This window comes from Sphingomonas sp. JC676 (assembly GCF_014489075.1).
Lineage (GTDB): Bacteria > Pseudomonadota > Alphaproteobacteria > Sphingomonadales > Sphingomonadaceae > Sphingomonas.
On the sequence record NZ_JACTGR010000005.1, the window covers coordinates 363,609 to 377,992 of the forward strand.

Below are 14,384 nucleotides of genomic sequence, written 5' to 3' on the forward strand. Positions count from 1 at the left end.
CCTTCGCCCGCTAACGCCGCGGGGATGCGCTACCAGAGTACAAGAGGCGCCGCGCCCCTGCTCGGCTTCCGTGACGTGACGCTTGCCGGGCTGGCGAGCGATGGCGGGCTATATGTGCCCGCGGCCTGGCCGAGCTTCACGCGCGAGCAGATCGCCGAGCTGGCCGGTCTCTCTTATGTCGAGACGGCGGTGCGGGTGATGCTGCCGTTCGTCGACGGCGATCTGAGCGAGGACGAGCTCCGCGCATTGTGCACCCAGGCCTATGGCCGTTTCGCGCACGCCGCGGTGACGCCTTTGGTGCAGCTCGACGAGCGCAACTGGCTGCTCGAGCTGTTCCACGGGCCGACATTGGCGTTCAAGGATGTGGCGCTGCAGTTGCTCGGATTGCTATTCGAGAAGTTTCTGGCCGGGAGCGATGCGCATCTGACGATCGTCGGCGCGACATCGGGCGATACCGGCAGCGCGGCGATCGACGCCGTCGCCGGACGGCACGGCGTCGACATCTTCATGCTCCACCCCAAGGGCCGCGTTTCCGACGTCCAGCGCCGCCAGATGACCACGGTGCTCGCCCCCAACGTCCACAACATCGCGATCGAAGGCAGCTTCGACGACGCCCAGGCGCTGGTGAAGGCGATGTTCAACGACGCCGGGTTCGCCGGACGCTTCCAGCTGAGTGCGGTCAATTCGATCAATTGGGCGCGGCTGATGGCCCAGGTGGTCTATTATTTCTACGCCGCCGTCCGGCTGGGCGCCCCCGAGCGCAAGGTCGCGTTCGCGGTGCCGACCGGCAATTTCGGCGATGTCTTCGCGGGCTATGTCGCGAGCCGGATGGGGCTGCCGATCGAGCGGCTGATCGTCGCGACCAACGTCAACGACATCCTCCACCGCGCGCTTTCGGCGGGCGACTATTCGGCGGGGACGGTGACACCCACCGCCGCGCCGTCGATGGACATCCAGGTCAGTTCCAACTTCGAGCGCCTGCTTTTCGATCTCTCGGAGGCTCCGGTCGCCGACCAGATGCGCTGGTTCGAGGCGAGCCGCGCGATGCAGCTGACCAATGCCCAGCGCGAGGGCGCGGCGAAGCTGTTCGTCAGCGACCGGATCGAACCCGAAGAGATGAACGAGGCGATGCGCTGGGCGGCCGGCGAGGCGAACCAGGTCATCGACCCGCATACCGCGATCGGCCTTGCGGCGGCGCGGCGCGCGGAGCTGCCGGTCGGAACCCCGGTGGTGACGCTGGCGACTGCGCATCCCGCCAAGTTCCGCGACGCGGTCGAGCGCGCGACAGGCTCGCGCCCGCACATGCCCGCGCGGATCGGTGACCTGTTCGAGCGGCAGGAGCGCTATGACGTGCTGCCCGCCGAGTTCGGCGCGATCACGGCCTATATCGCCGAGCGCGCCCGCGCCCGGACATGAAGCTCTCGATCCTCACCGGTGAGCCCTGGGCCGATTACGGGCTGGTCGACAGCGGGCATGGCCGCAAGCTCGAGCGCTACGGGCCCTATCGCTTCATCCGTCCCGAACCCCAGGCGATGTGGGCGCCGGCATCCGAAGACTGGGACGCGCATGGCGAGTTCGTCCCCGCCCCCGACGACGAGGGGGGCGGGCGCTGGGTGTTCCACAAGCCGGTGCCACGCGAGGGCTGGCCGCTCGCCTGGCGCGAGGCCAAGTTCACCGCGCAGACCACGCCCTTCCGCCATCTCGGCTTCTTCCCGGACATGGCGCCGGTATGGGACTGGATGCGCGAGCGGATCGACGGGCTCGACGCGCCCGAGTGCATGAACCTGTTCGGCTATACCGGCGTCGGCACGCTCGCGCTGGCCGCCAAGGGCGCGCGGATGACGCATGTCGATGCGTCGAAGAAATCGGTCGCCGAGGGCAAGGCCAATGCAGCGCTGTCGGGGATGGAAGACAAGCCGATCCGCTGGATGATCGACGACGCCGCCAAGTTCACCGCGCGCGAGGTGCGGCGCGGACGGCGCTATGACGGGATCATTCTCGATCCGCCCAAATGGGGGCGCGGGCCGACCGGCGAGGTGTGGAAGCTCGAGGAGAGCCTGCCCGGGCTGATCGCCGACGCCGCCAAGCTGCTCGACGCCAAGTCGCGCTTCCTGTTCCTCACCGTCTATGCGGTGCGGATGTCGTCGGTCGCGCTCGGTGAGTTGCTGAACCAGGAACTCAAAGGGTTGGGGGGCACAGTTGATTGCGGCGAACTGTGCGTACGCGAGGAAGCGCGGGGCCTATTGCTGCCCACGGCCATTTTCGGACGCTGGCGCGGCGACTAACCCTTATTCGCATTTATTCGCGATTGGCGATGGCTAACGAATCGTTTAATGTGTCTGAACATTTCCAGGTTGGTATCTGAGGGGATTCGCCGTGAAGCTTTCGCATCTTGCTTGCTGTGCCGTCGCAGCGCTTACCATCACCGCCCCGGCCGCCGCGCAGACCTTCGTGGTCGATGCGATGGCGAACAGCTCGTCGGGTGGCGCCGGCCTCGCCTCGGTCGCGCTGATCGCGGGACAGACCTTCACCATTTCGTCGAGCACCGACGACCTGTGGAGCGCCGGCCCGCTGCCCCGCTATTCGGATGCCAACGGCCTGACCGGCGACCGCTGGGCCACCGCCACCGACGATTCGGGCCAGGCGGTCGGCACGCAGATCGGCGCCAATTTCGGCCTCTGGTCGCAGAACTCGCTCTCGGCGGCCTATGGCTCGCTCGTCGGTGAGCTGAACGGCGTCTACATGCTGCTCGGCGCCAATGGCAGCTTCGTTGCCAGCAGCAGCGGCACGCTCAATCTCTATTATTGGGATTCGAACAACGGCGACAATTTCGGCACGATCGCCTTCGACATCAGCGCGGTTCCTGAGCCGGCCGCATGGGGCATGATGATCGGCGGCTTCGGGCTGGCCGGCATGGCGGTCCGCCGTCGCCGGGTCACCGTCGCTTTCGCCTGAATACACGAAAAGGTGGGGAAAGGGCGGCAGGCGACTGTCGCCCTTGTTCGTCTCAGTCGCGGCCCATCCGAATCGCCGCGCCTGCCACCAGCGGCGCGCCCGCGAGATAGATCAGGCTCACGGCTGCGAGCAGCTTAAGCGCGCCGGGTTGGTCGCCCGTCGAGCCAGCACCAAAGATCAGCAGCGGCACCGCGAAAGGCAACATCACCAAGCCAGCGAGCGCGCCCGCCCCGCGTAGTCCCGCAACCAGCGCAGCGGTGACCAAGCCGAGCGCGGCGAGGCCAGGCGTGCCGATCGCGAGACACAACAGGATCTGGGCGAGTGCCGATCCGGGCACGTGAAGCAGGGCTGCGGCGATCACGGTAGCGGCCAACAGTGGTGGCGCGAAGCCGAGCCAGTGGCCGATCATCTTGGCCGCGGCGACCGTGCCATCTCCCAGCCCGCGCACCGCGAACTGATCGAGCACGCCGCTTTCGGCATCGGGCGCAACCAGTCGCTCGACCGGCAGCAGCGCCGCGAGCAGGGCGGCCGCCCAGATCACCCCGCCACCGATCCGCGCGAGCAGCTTGCTGTCCGGGCCGATCGCGAACGGGAAGAGGATCGCGACGAGCAGGAAGAAGGCGACCGGCATCAGCAGCCCGCCGGTGCTCCACCCACGCCGCAGCTCGCGCCAGACGATCGCGGCGAAGGCGCTCATAGCGGCAGCTCGATCGCGCCGGGCAGCGCCATCGGCAGATGCGTCGCGACCAGCGCGATGCCGCCATTCGCGCGGTGCGCCGCGATCAGGCCCTCGAGCCGGGCGACCGACGCCGTGTCGAGGCCGTTGGCGGGCTCGTCGAGCAGCCATACCGGCGCGCCGCTGGCGACGACGCGCGCGAAGGCGGCGCGGCGGCGCTGGCCGGTCGAGAGCAGACGCACCGGCACCCGGGCGATTTCGGTCAGACCCACTGCCTCAAGCGCTTCGGGCACGGTACCCCGGCGCCCGTCGATTCCCGCCCAAAAATCGAGTGCGGCGGTGAGGCTGAGCTCGGGATCGAGCGCCGTCGCCTCGCTCAGCAGCGCGCGGGCACCCTCGCCTTCGACATGGCCCGACGCGGGAGCGAGCAGCCCGGCGGCAAGGCGGATCAGGCTCGACTTGCCCGCGCCGTTGGGACCGGTGACGAGTGCCGCATCGCCCGGCGCCAACGCGAAGCGCAGCCCTTCGAACAGCAATCGCCCGCCGCGCAGGCACGCCACGTTGCGAAAGGCGAGGCTCGCGCTCAATCCGCGCCATCCTCCAGTGCATGCATGTCATCGTCGGACAGGCCGAAATGATGGCCGACCTCATGGACGACGATGTGATTGACCAGCGTCGCCAGCGGCACGCCGGTATGGATCCATTCGTCGAGGATCGGACGGCGATAGAGGTGGATGCGATCGGGGAGCGCGCCCGAATCGAACGAGGATTTATCGCCGACCGGGCGGCCATGATAGACACCGCTCAGATCGAACGGATCCTCGATCCCCAGGCTGTCCAGCGTCTCGTCATCGGCGAATTCCTCGACGATCAGCACGACGTCGGAAAGATAGTTCTGGAACGGCTCCGGGATGCGGGCGAGCGCGTCGCGCGCCATCCGCTCGATCACCGCCGCGTCCGGCGCGTGGAATGGTGCTTGCCCGCTCATGCCCAAGTCCATAGGCGGTGGGACGAAGCGGCGGCAAGGAGGGGATGATGGTAGCGCGGTTGAGCGAGGGCCTGAGGGCCGAGGCATTGGCGTCGTTGCCCGACTGGTCGTACGATGCGGAGCGCGACGCGATCACGCGGCGCTTCACTTTCAAGGATTTCAACCAGGCCTTCGGGTTCATGACCCGCGTCGCGTTGCTCGCCGACAAGGCCGATCACCATCCCGAATGGTCGAACGTGTGGAACCGCGTGGAAATATTGCTCACCACGCACGACGTGGACGGGCTCTCGACGCGCGACATCCAGATGGCGCAGGCGATCGACGGCCTACTGCTTTAATTGGCGGTCCAGCCTTTTGCCGGTGGTCTTGCGGATCTGCCCCGGCATCCAGCGCGCGGCGAACCACAATTTCTTCGCGGTCTTGCCGACCTGGGTGTGGATGCGATCGCCGTGGACGGCGGTCCACGCCGCTTCGGCGACTTCGGAGACCGGGGTGATCTCAAGCCCCGATGCGGTGACCGATTCGCGGACGTTGCGGTTCGATCCCTGCACCGACTGATCGAGCAGGGGCGTATCGATGAAGCTTGGCATCAGCGAGCGCACCTTGATGTCCGCCGGACGCCATTCGCCGTCCAGCGCCTCGACCAGTCCACGCACCGCGAACTTGGTCGCCGAATAGATCGCGACGCCCGAGGCGCCATAGATGCCGGCGGCAGAGCTGGTGACCAGCATCGTCGATCCCGGCGTCTTCGCGAGGAACGGGAAGCCGGCATGCGCACCCCAGACCACGCCCATCAGGTTGATATCGACGCAGCGCTGGAGATCGGAGAGCGGTGTCGCCGCGAACTCACCACCCACCGCGACTCCGGCATTGTTGAACAGCACGTCGAGCCGCCCAGCGCTCGCGGTGAATTCGGTCAGCGCCGCCACCCATTGGCCGTGATCGCGCACGTCCATCACATGGGTGGTCGCCATGCCCGCGGGCAGCATCGCTTTGGTCGACTCGAGCCCCGCGGCGTTGACGTCGGCCAGGCCGACCCGCCAGCCCTTGCCGGCGAAATAGCGCGCCACGGCCTGGCCGATGCCCGATGCACCACCGGTGATGAAGATCGCCTGTTCGCCTGCCATACGCCCCTCTTTTCGTCTTTTTGACCTTTGTCACTTCATCCCGCACAAGTTGCGCCGATGCCAGAGCAATCGCGCAGCGTTACCTTCAAAAATGTCAGCAAGCGCTATGCCGGCGTTCCCGCCGTGACGGATGTCACGCTCGAGATCGCCGGCGGCAGCTTCGTCGCGTTGGTGGGCGCATCGGGCTCAGGCAAGTCGACCCTGCTCAAGATGGTCAACCGGCTGATCGAGCCGAGCGAAGGCGAAGTGCGGATCGACGGCGAGCCGGTGCATGACGAGCCCGCTTATCTGCTGCGGCGGCGGATCGGCTATGTCTTCCAGAATATCGGGCTGTTCCCGCACATGACCGTGGGCGAGAATGTCGCGATCGGGCTCAAGCTGGCGGGCGAGCGCGATACGGCTGCGCGGGTGACGGAACTGCTGCAGCTGGTCGAGCTGCCCGAGGAGATGGCCGGCCGGATGCCCGATGCGCTTTCGGGCGGGCAACGCCAGCGCGTCGGCGTGGCGCGGGCGCTCGCCGTAGGCCCCAAGCTGATGCTGATGGACGAGGCGTTCGGCGCGCTCGATCCGGTGACACGCGACGGGCTGGGCAAGGCGATCCGCGCGCTGCACGACAAGATGGGCCTGACCACGATCCTGGTCACGCACGACATGGCCGAGGCGTTGTTACTCGCTGATCGGGTGCTGGTGATGGAGGACGGAAGGATCGTCGGCGATGCGACGCCGCGCGAGTTGCTCGCCGGCAAGGGCGGCGCGGCGGCCGACGCGCTGGTCGCGGTACCGCGCGAGCAGGCGCACCGGCTCGCGGAGCTGGAGAAGTGAGGGGCAGTCTTCAAATCCTCCCCGAGCTTGCCTCGGGGAGGGGGGCCGCCGCCGAAGGCGGGGGTGGAGGGGCCGGCGCGGAACGCGCCGGTTTCACCGCCGCGCCCCTCCACCACGCCCTGCGGGCGCGGTCCCCCTCCCCCAGCTTGCTGGGGGAGGAATTGTGACCGCTGCCTTTTCCCGCGTGCCCGAATTGCTCGCGCAGCATCTGCTGCTGGCGTTCGCGGCACTGCTGCTCGGGCTCGTCGTGAGCCTGCCGCTTGCGGTGTTCTCGGCGCGCAACAAGACGGTGGGACGGATCGCCTTGGGCTTTGCCAGCCTGGTGCAGACGATCCCGTCGCTGGCGCTGCTCGCGCTTTTCTACCCGATCCTGTTGTCGCTCTCGGCGCTGGTTGGCGGCGGGATACCGGCTTTGGGCTTTCTGCCCTCACTGCTCGCGCTGTCGCTCTACGCGCTGCTGCCGATCCTCCGGAACGGCGTGACGGGCCTGACCAATCTCGATCCCGCGGTGATCGAGGCGGCCGACGGCATGGGGATGACCAGGACGCAGAAATTGTGGCTGGTCGAAGCGCCTTTGGTGGCGCCGGTGCTGATGGCGGGCATACGCACCGCTGCGGTGTGGACGATCGGCGCCGCGACGCTTTCCACCACCGTCGGCCAGCCGAGTCTGGGCGACCTGATCTTCGCGGGGCTGCAGACGCAGAACTGGACCCTCGTGCTCGCGGGCTGCGTCGCGGCGGCGGGGCTGGCGCTGGCAGTCGATGCGCTGCTGGGGCTCGCCGAGTATGGCATCGCAAAGCGGCGGCGCGGGCTGGTCTGGGGAAGCCTGGGCGTGCTGCTGGTCGGCGTGCTGGTCGCGCTGGCGCCGGCCTGGCCTGCCGCGCGCGGCACGGTGACGATCGGCGCCAAGGGCTTTTCCGAGCAGTATATTCTCGCCCGCGTGATCGGGCACCGGCTGGAGGGGGCGGGCTACAAGGTGCGATACCGCGAAGGCCTGGGATCGGCGGTGGCGTTCAGCGCGCTCGCGAGCGGCGATGTCGACGTCTATGTCGATTATTCGGGGACGATCTGGACCAACCAGATGAAGCGCAGCGACGTGCCGCCGCGCCAGACGATTGTCGACGGCGTCGCCGAATGGGCAAAGCAGGCGCATGGCGTGACCTTGCTCGGGTCGCTCGGGTTCGAGAATGCCTATGCCTTTGCGATGCGCGGTGACGATGCGAAGCGGCGGGACATCAAGAGCATCGCCGATCTGGCGCCGATCGCGCCGACGCTCAACCTCGCCACCGATGTCGAATTCCTCGAGCGCTCCGAATGGGCCGCGGTGAAGCGCGCTTATGGGCTCAGCTTCAAGTCGGCGCATCCCTATCAGCCGACTTTCATGTACCGTGCTTTGGCAAGCGGTGGGGCGGATGTGATCCCCGCTTTCTCCTCCGACGGGCGAATCGCGGCGGATCACTTGGCGGTGCTGAGCGATCCCAAGGGCGCGATCCCGGGCTATGACGCGATCCTGCTGCTGGCTCCCAGTCGTGCCGGCGATACGCGGTTCCAGGCGGCGCTGCGCCCGCTGATCGGCGCGATCCCGGTCGAGAAGATGCGCGAGGCCAATTATCTGGTCGATCGCGACAAGGACAAGGCGAGCCCCGACGAGGCCGCGCGCTGGCTTGAGCGTGGACTTGCCCGCTGAGTTGAGGGTATCGCTAACATAGACCAGAATATTGGAGAGAGACGATGCGCGCTGGCCTGGGGCTGTTGCTGACAACCACGATCTTCGCCGCCGTGCCGGCATTGGCGCAGCAGGCGCCGACAGCGCTGTCTGACGCGAGCACCGCGCATCCCGACAAATGGCCGGCCGCCGCGAGCCAGGGCCTGGTCGATCCCGCGACCGAGAAGTTCGTCACCGATCTGATGGCGAAGATGACCTTGGAAGAGAAGGTCGGCCAGATGATCCAGGCCGACATCACCAACATGAAGCCCGAGGATCTGCGCAAATATCCGGTCGGGTCGATCTTGGCGGGGGGCAACTCCCCGCCGCTCTCGGGCAACGACCGGTCGCCCCAGGCCGATTGGGTGGCGACCGCGCGCGCCTTCCGCGCCGTCGCGATGGAGCCGCGCGCCAATCACGCGCCCATCCCGCTGATCTTCGGCATCGACGCGGTGCATGGCAACAACAACGTCATCGGCGCGACGATCTTCCCGCACAATATCGCGCTCGGCGCCGCCAACGACCCCGACCTGATCCGCCGCATCGGCGAAGTCACCGCGATCGAGACCGCCGCGACCGGGCCGGACTGGGCTTTCGGTCCAACGCTCGCGGTGCCGCAGGACGATCGCTGGGGCCGCAGCTATGAAGGCTATTCGGAAGATCCCGCGATCGTGCGCAGCTATGCCGGCGAGATGGTGCGCGGGCTGCAGGGCCCGCCCGGCACGACCGATCGCATCCAGAAGGGGCATGTCGCCGCATCGATCAAGCATTTCCTCGGCGATGGCGGGACATGGCAGGGCACCGACCAGGGCGACACGCGCGTATCCGAGGACGAGCTGATCGCGATCCACGGCGCCGGCTATGTGCCCGCGATCGACGCCGGCGCGATGACGGTGATGGCCAGCTATTCGAGCTGGAACGGCCAGAAGATGCACGGCAACAAGTCGCTGCTCACCGATGTGCTCAAGGGCCGGATGGGCTTCCAGGGCTTCGTCGTGGGTGACTGGAACGGCCATGGCCAGGTGCCCGGCTGCACCACCAATGATTGCCCCCAGACCTTCAACGCCGGGCTCGACATGGTGATGGCGCCCGACAGCTGGAAGGGCATGTTCGATTCGACGATCGCCCATGTCCGCGACGGCAGCATCCCGATGAGCCGGATCGACGATGCGGTGCGTCGCATCCTGCGCGTCAAGGCGAAGCTCGGCCTGTTCGATCCGGCGCGACCGATCGAAGGCAAGGCCGGCGTGCTCGGCGCGCCCGCGCATCGTGCGGTGGCGCGCGAGGCGGTCGAGAAATCGCTGGTGCTGCTCAAGAACAATGGCGTGCTGCCGGTGAAGGCGAGCGCGAAGGTCCTCGTCGCGGGCCCCGGCGCCGATTCGCTGGGGATGCAGACCGGTGGCTGGACCCTCAGCTGGCAGGGCGACGGCAACGGCAACGAGCTGTTCCCCAATGGCGAGACGATCTTATCCGGCATCAAGAAAGCGGTCGAGGCCGGCGGCGGCACCGCGGCGCTGTCGCCGGACGGCAGTTTCGCCGCCAAGCCCGACGTGGCGATCCTGGTGTTCGGCGAGCAGCCCTATGCCGAGATGCGCGGCGACATCCGCACGCTCGAGTTCCAGCCCGGCGACAAGCAGGCGCTGGCGCTGCTGAAGAAGCTCAAGGCCGCCGGCGTGCCGGTGGTGTCGGTGTTCCTCTCCGGCCGGCCGCTCTGGGTGAATCCCGAGCTCAACGCGTCGGATGCGTTTGTCGCGGCCTGGCTGCCGGGCACCGAGGGCGGCGGCGTGGCCGATGTGTTGATCGGCGACAAGGCGGGCAAGCCGCGCACGGACTTCAAGGGGCGCCTGTCGTTCAGCTGGCCCAAGACCGCGGGGCAGTTCACCCTCAACAAGGGCAAGCCCGGCTATGACCCGCTGTTCGCGCTGGGCTATGGCCTGTCCTACGCCAAGGGCGGCACCGTGCCCAAGCTGAGCGAGGAGCCCGGCGTCGATGCGTCGCTGGCCAACACCAGCGTCTTCTTCGCCAAGGGGACGGTGCAGGCGCCGTTTTCGTTCGCGACCGACAGCCATATCGCGCGCAAGACGGTGGAAGGTCCGGCGACGCAGGAAGGCGCACAGCAATTCACCTGGCCCGCGGGCCCCGCAACGTTGCGTATCGGCGGGGCGCCTGCGGACCTGATGCGCGAGGCCAATGCCGATCTGTCGCTCCAGATCAGCTACCGCGTCGATGCCGCGCCGACGAGCCCGGTCAAGCTGCTCATGGAAGGCGGCGCCAATAAAGGCGCGATCGACGCGAGCAGCCTGTTCACCGGGGCGACCGGCACCTGGCGTACCGCCAAGGTGCTACTCAAATGCTATCAGCAATATGGCATCGACCTGAGCAGGGTGACCGCGCCGTTCGCCCTCCAGGCGTCGGGGCCGTTCAGCGTCTCGATCGCCGATGTGCGGATCCTCTCGGATCCCAACAATTCGGTGTGCCCCGGCAAGTGAGCTGGCTGGTCGAAGGCGGCACGATCGAGACGATCGAGATCGCGCGCGAGCCGTACCGCGCGCAGTTGCTCAATCTCGGCGCGGCGCTGCGCATCCTCGAAGTGCCCGATCGCGACGGCGCGGCCGCCAACGTCGTGCTCGGCTATCGCGACCTGGAGGAATATCGCGGCCATCCGCGCTTCTACGGTGCCGTCGCGGGCCGCTATGCCAATCGCATCGGCGGGGCGCGGTTCAGCCTCGACGGTGTCGAGCATCGCGTCGCCGCGAACAATGGCGCGAACAGCCTGCACTCGGGCCCGCTCGGCTTCGACCAGCAATATTGGACGATCGAGCGCCACGACGCCGCATCGGTGACCTTCGGGCTGCTGAGCCCGGACGGCTTCAACGGCTTTCCCGGCAACCTGCATACCCAGCTGCGCTACGCGCTGGAGGAGGACGGCCTCGCCATCGCCTTTACCGCGACCACCGATCGTCCGACCATCGTCAACCTCACCCACCATGCCTATTTCAACCTGGCCGGCGAGGCGAGCGGGCGATCGATCCTCGATCATATGCTGCAGATCCCGGCGAGCCGGATGACCCCGGTCGACGCCACGCTGATCCCGACCGGCGGCTATCGCGAGGTCGTCGGCACGCCGTTCGACTTCCGCACGCCCCATGCCATCGGCCGCGACATCGGCGCCGAGGACGAACAGCTCCGGCTGGGCCATGGCTACGATCATAATTTTGTAATCGACGGCGATTTCGGGAAGCGGCGCCGGGTCGCCACTTTGTTCGACCCGGGAACGGGCCGGGTGCTGGACATGGAATCGACCGAGCCCGGCGTCCAGCTCTACACCGGCAACCATCTGGCAAACGGCGCGCCCGGCACCGGCGGTGGCATCTATGCCGCGCGCGGCGGACTATGCCTCGAGCCGCAAAAATTCCCCGACAGCCCGAACAAGCCCGGCTTCCCTTCGGCGCGGCTCGATCCGGGCGCGACCTATCGGCACGACATGGCATTCCGCTTCCGCGTGGCGGCTACCGTGAAGGAGGCGTTCGCCTGAAGCTGGCACGTACCCCTGCGAAAGCAGGGGCCCAGGGTCACAAGCGCCGCGCCATGTTGCCCTGGGCTCCTGCTTCCGCAGGAGCACGGCTCACTTTCAATTGGAACGAATCAGAGCGTCGGCTTGCCGTCGATGCGGCGCGGGATGCCCGCGTCGCCATCGCGCAGTTCCACCGGCAGCAGCGCGGCGGGCAGATCCTGATAGCTCACCGGCCGCAGGAAGCGGTCGATCGCCAGCGTGCCGACCGAGGTGCTGCGCCCGTCCGCCGTCGACGGATAGGGTCCGCCGTGCACCATCGCATCGGTCACTTCGACACCCGTCGGCCAGCCATTGGCGAGGATGCGCCCCACCAACCGCTCGAGGATCGGGACAAGCTTCTGCGCGACTTCGGTATCACCGTCATCGAGATGCAAGGTCGCGGTGAGCTGGCCTTCGAGCAAGGCGACGACCTTGAGCATCTCGTCGAGATCGGCGCAGCGCACCAGCAGCGACGTCGCGCCGAACACTTCCTCGGCATGGCTCGGATCGGCGATGAAGTCCGCGCCGGTCATCGTGAACAGCGCGCCCTGGCCGCTGGTCGGGCCAGTGGGCTCCTGTCCCTCGGCGAGCAGCTTGATCGCCGGGGCCGAGGCCCAACGGGCGACGCCGCTCTGATAAGCCTTGTGGATGCCGGGGGTGAGCATCGTCTGGGGCACGGCGCAGGTCATCGCATCGGACGCGGCGGTGACGAAGCGATCGAGCGCGGGGCTCTGCAGCGCCAGCACCAGGCCGGGATTGGTGCAGAACTGGCCCGCGCCCATTGTGACCGACGCGACATAGGCCGTGCCCAGCGCCTCCGCGCGTGCCTCGAGCGCCGCGGGAAGCAGGAACACCGGATTGATGCTGCTCATCTCGGCATAGACGGGGATCGGCACCGGCCGGTTCGCGGCCAGCTTCATCAGCGCCGTGCCGCCGCCGCGCGAGCCGGTAAAGCCCACTGCCTTGATGCGGGGATCGGTGACCAGCGCCGAACCGACCGAATTGCCGGCGCCGTTGATCAGCGAGAACACGCCCTTGGGCATGCCGGTCTTCTCCGCGGCGCGGGTGATCGCACCGGCGACGAGCTCGGAGGTGCCGGGATGCGCCGAATGGCCCTTCACGATCACCGGGCAGCCCGCCGCGAGCGCCGAGGCGGTGTCGCCGCCGGCGACCGAGAAGGCGAGCGGGAAATTGCTGGCACCGAACACCGTGACAGGGCCGAGGGGGATCATGCGCAGGCGCAGATCAGGCTTGGGCGCCGGCTGGCGATCGGGGATCGCATGATCGACACGGGCACGCAGATACTCGCCGAGGCGGATTTCCCTGGCGAACAGGCGGAGCTGGTTGGCGGTGCGGCCGCGCTCACCGGCCAGGCGTGCCTGGGGCAGGCCGCTTTCCTGCATCGCGCGCTCGATCAGCGTATCGCCCAGCGCCTCGATCTCCTCGGCGATCGCCTCGAGGAATTTGGCGCGATCTTCGCGGGGCAGGTTCGAATAGATCGGAAAGGCGGTCTCGGCAGCTGCACAGGCCGCTTCGATGTCCTCGGAGGTCGCGACGCTGAACGCCGGCTCGATTTCAGCCCCCGTCGCGGCCGCAATGGCCCTGAAGCCTTCGCCATCGCGCTTCACGCGCGTCGATGCGATGAACAATTCCCCGGTCAGCGCCACGCCTGCTCTCCTATTCAAATCAAAGTTAGCGGTAACATGAAGGCGGATTTAGGGGCGCAGGGCCTCCGGTTCAATCCTCAGCAGCACACGCTGATCGGTCCGCGCTGACCGCCGGGGTCGCGCGCCTCCATCGTGTCGGTCAGCCCGCGGTCGACCAGCTTGGCCATCGCGTCGTGCGCGCCCTGCGCGTCCTGCGCGGCGATCGCCTCGAACACGGCGAGGTGGACCGGCAGCGCGTCGTGCGGCGCAGGCAGGCGATGCTGCTTGAAGGCGGTGGTGATCGCGATCGCCGCGGCGACGCCGCTGGTCAGCGAGACGATGAAATCATTGCCCGACGCCTCGAGCAGCGCCGAATGGAAGGATTCGTCGCAGCGCCGGCCCACCTCAGTGGCGAAGCCGTGCTGGGCGACGCCGTCCAGCCCCGCCTTCATCCGTGCGAGCTGTTCATCGGTGCGCCGCATCGCCGCCAGCCGCGCCGCATCGGGTTCGACGATGCGGCGGAGCTCGAACAGGCTTTCGATCAGCGCCTCTTCGGGTTCGTTGGTGAAGATCCAGCCGAGCACATCGGGATCGAGCAAATGCCATTCCCTGCGCGCCGACACCTGCGTGCCGATCTTGGGGCGCGAATGGACCAGCCCCTTGGCGGCCAGGATACGGATCGCCTCGCGATAGGCGGTGCGCGACACGTTGAACTGGAGGCTGGCGGCAATCTCGCCTTCCAGGATCTCGCCCGGCTTGAGCACGCCCGAGACGATACGGATGCCGAGATCGCGCGCCACGGTGCCGTGCAGGCGAAGCGAACGCGGGCGCGGGGTGCGATGGCGCGGCTTCCTGGCGGCGGTGGCTTGAGGCTGAGCGGCGGTCATCCGGCTCCTCGTTAGCCCGGCGGCG

General features: G+C 67.8%; 14 protein-coding genes. 8 read left to right on the forward strand and 6 right to left on the reverse strand.

Annotated features, from left to right (window positions below; translation table 11 throughout):
* Positions 1-24: 24 nt before the first annotated feature.
* The 3 genes from thrC to IAG41_RS23350 all read left to right on the forward strand — a co-directional run bounded on the left by thrC (position 25) and on the right by IAG41_RS23350 (position 2,955).
* Positions 25-1,416 carry a threonine synthase gene (gene thrC / locus IAG41_RS17960; RefSeq protein WP_187730022.1) on the forward strand — a complete coding sequence of 464 codons (1,392 nt, stop codon included), beginning with the start codon at positions 25-27 and terminating at the stop codon, positions 1,414-1,416.
* Positions 1,413-2,285: a class I SAM-dependent methyltransferase gene (locus tag IAG41_RS17965; protein WP_187730023.1), complete on the forward strand. Its 873-nt coding sequence runs from the start codon at positions 1,413-1,415 to the stop codon at positions 2,283-2,285. The genes thrC and IAG41_RS17965 overlap by 4 nt, the downstream gene beginning before the upstream one ends.
* A gap of 91 nt (positions 2,286-2,376) precedes the next feature.
* Positions 2,377-2,955 (forward strand): PEPxxWA-CTERM sorting domain-containing protein, encoded by a 579-nt coding sequence (locus IAG41_RS23350; protein ID WP_316251184.1) that lies wholly within the window; start codon positions 2,377-2,379, stop codon positions 2,953-2,955.
* Positions 2,956-3,007: 52 nt separating this feature from the next.
* Here IAG41_RS23350 and IAG41_RS17975 read toward each other — a convergent pair whose 3' ends face one another.
* Genes IAG41_RS17975 through IAG41_RS17985 form a run of 3 tightly spaced genes read right to left on the reverse strand, consistent with a single transcriptional unit; the run spans position 3,008 to position 4,619 of the window.
* Positions 3,008-3,652: a heme exporter protein CcmB gene (locus tag IAG41_RS17975; RefSeq protein ID WP_187730024.1), complete on the reverse strand. Its 645-nt coding sequence runs from the start codon at positions 3,650-3,652 to the stop codon at positions 3,008-3,010.
* Positions 3,649-4,218 (reverse strand): heme ABC exporter ATP-binding protein CcmA, encoded by a 570-nt coding sequence (ccmA, locus tag IAG41_RS17980; RefSeq protein ID WP_187730025.1) that lies wholly within the window; start codon positions 4,216-4,218, stop codon positions 3,649-3,651. Before ccmA ends, IAG41_RS17975 begins: the two co-directional genes overlap by 4 nt.
* Positions 4,215-4,619 (reverse strand): metallopeptidase family protein, encoded by a 405-nt coding sequence (locus IAG41_RS17985; RefSeq protein WP_187730026.1) that lies wholly within the window; start codon positions 4,617-4,619, stop codon positions 4,215-4,217. The genes ccmA and IAG41_RS17985 overlap by 4 nt, the downstream gene beginning before the upstream one ends.
* A gap of 44 nt (positions 4,620-4,663) precedes the next feature.
* Between IAG41_RS17985 and IAG41_RS17990 the strand changes: the two genes are divergently transcribed.
* The gene (locus IAG41_RS17990) at positions 4,664-4,957 is read left to right on the forward strand and encodes a 4a-hydroxytetrahydrobiopterin dehydratase (RefSeq protein ID WP_187730027.1); all 294 of its coding nucleotides are present in this window, start codon (positions 4,664-4,666) and stop codon (positions 4,955-4,957) included.
* Here the strand turns inward: IAG41_RS17990 and IAG41_RS17995 are convergent.
* Positions 4,946-5,746: an SDR family oxidoreductase gene (locus IAG41_RS17995; RefSeq protein ID WP_187730028.1), complete on the reverse strand. Its 801-nt coding sequence runs from the start codon at positions 5,744-5,746 to the stop codon at positions 4,946-4,948. The genes IAG41_RS17990 and IAG41_RS17995 overlap by 12 nt on opposite strands.
* A gap of 57 nt (positions 5,747-5,803) precedes the next feature.
* Between IAG41_RS17995 and IAG41_RS18000 the strand changes: the two genes are divergently transcribed.
* The 4 genes from IAG41_RS18000 to IAG41_RS18015 all read left to right on the forward strand — a co-directional run bounded on the left by IAG41_RS18000 (position 5,804) and on the right by IAG41_RS18015 (position 11,808).
* Positions 5,804-6,568, forward strand: a complete 765-nt coding sequence (locus IAG41_RS18000; RefSeq protein ID WP_187730029.1) for an ABC transporter ATP-binding protein — start codon at positions 5,804-5,806, stop codon at positions 6,566-6,568.
* A gap of 163 nt (positions 6,569-6,731) precedes the next feature.
* Positions 6,732-8,255 carry an ABC transporter permease/substrate-binding protein gene (locus tag IAG41_RS18005; RefSeq protein WP_187730030.1) on the forward strand — a complete coding sequence of 508 codons (1,524 nt, stop codon included), beginning with the start codon at positions 6,732-6,734 and terminating at the stop codon, positions 8,253-8,255.
* Positions 8,256-8,299: 44 nt separating this feature from the next.
* Entirely contained in the window at positions 8,300-10,762 is a 2,463-nt protein-coding gene (locus tag IAG41_RS18010; protein WP_187730031.1) for a glycoside hydrolase family 3 protein, read from the forward strand.
* Positions 10,747-11,808, forward strand: a complete 1,062-nt coding sequence (locus IAG41_RS18015; protein WP_316251185.1) for an aldose epimerase family protein — start codon at positions 10,747-10,749, stop codon at positions 11,806-11,808. Before IAG41_RS18010 ends, IAG41_RS18015 begins: the two co-directional genes overlap by 16 nt.
* A 110-nt stretch (positions 11,809-11,918) precedes the next feature.
* Here IAG41_RS18015 and IAG41_RS18020 read toward each other — a convergent pair whose 3' ends face one another.
* Together IAG41_RS18020 and IAG41_RS18025 are read right to left on the reverse strand one after the other, a co-directional pair.
* Entirely contained in the window at positions 11,919-13,493 is a 1,575-nt protein-coding gene (locus IAG41_RS18020; protein ID WP_187730032.1) for an aldehyde dehydrogenase (NADP(+)), read from the reverse strand.
* Positions 13,494-13,570: 77 nt separating this feature from the next.
* Positions 13,571-14,359: a FadR/GntR family transcriptional regulator gene (locus IAG41_RS18025; protein WP_187730033.1), complete on the reverse strand. Its 789-nt coding sequence runs from the start codon at positions 14,357-14,359 to the stop codon at positions 13,571-13,573.
* Positions 14,360-14,384 lie beyond the last annotated feature (25 nt).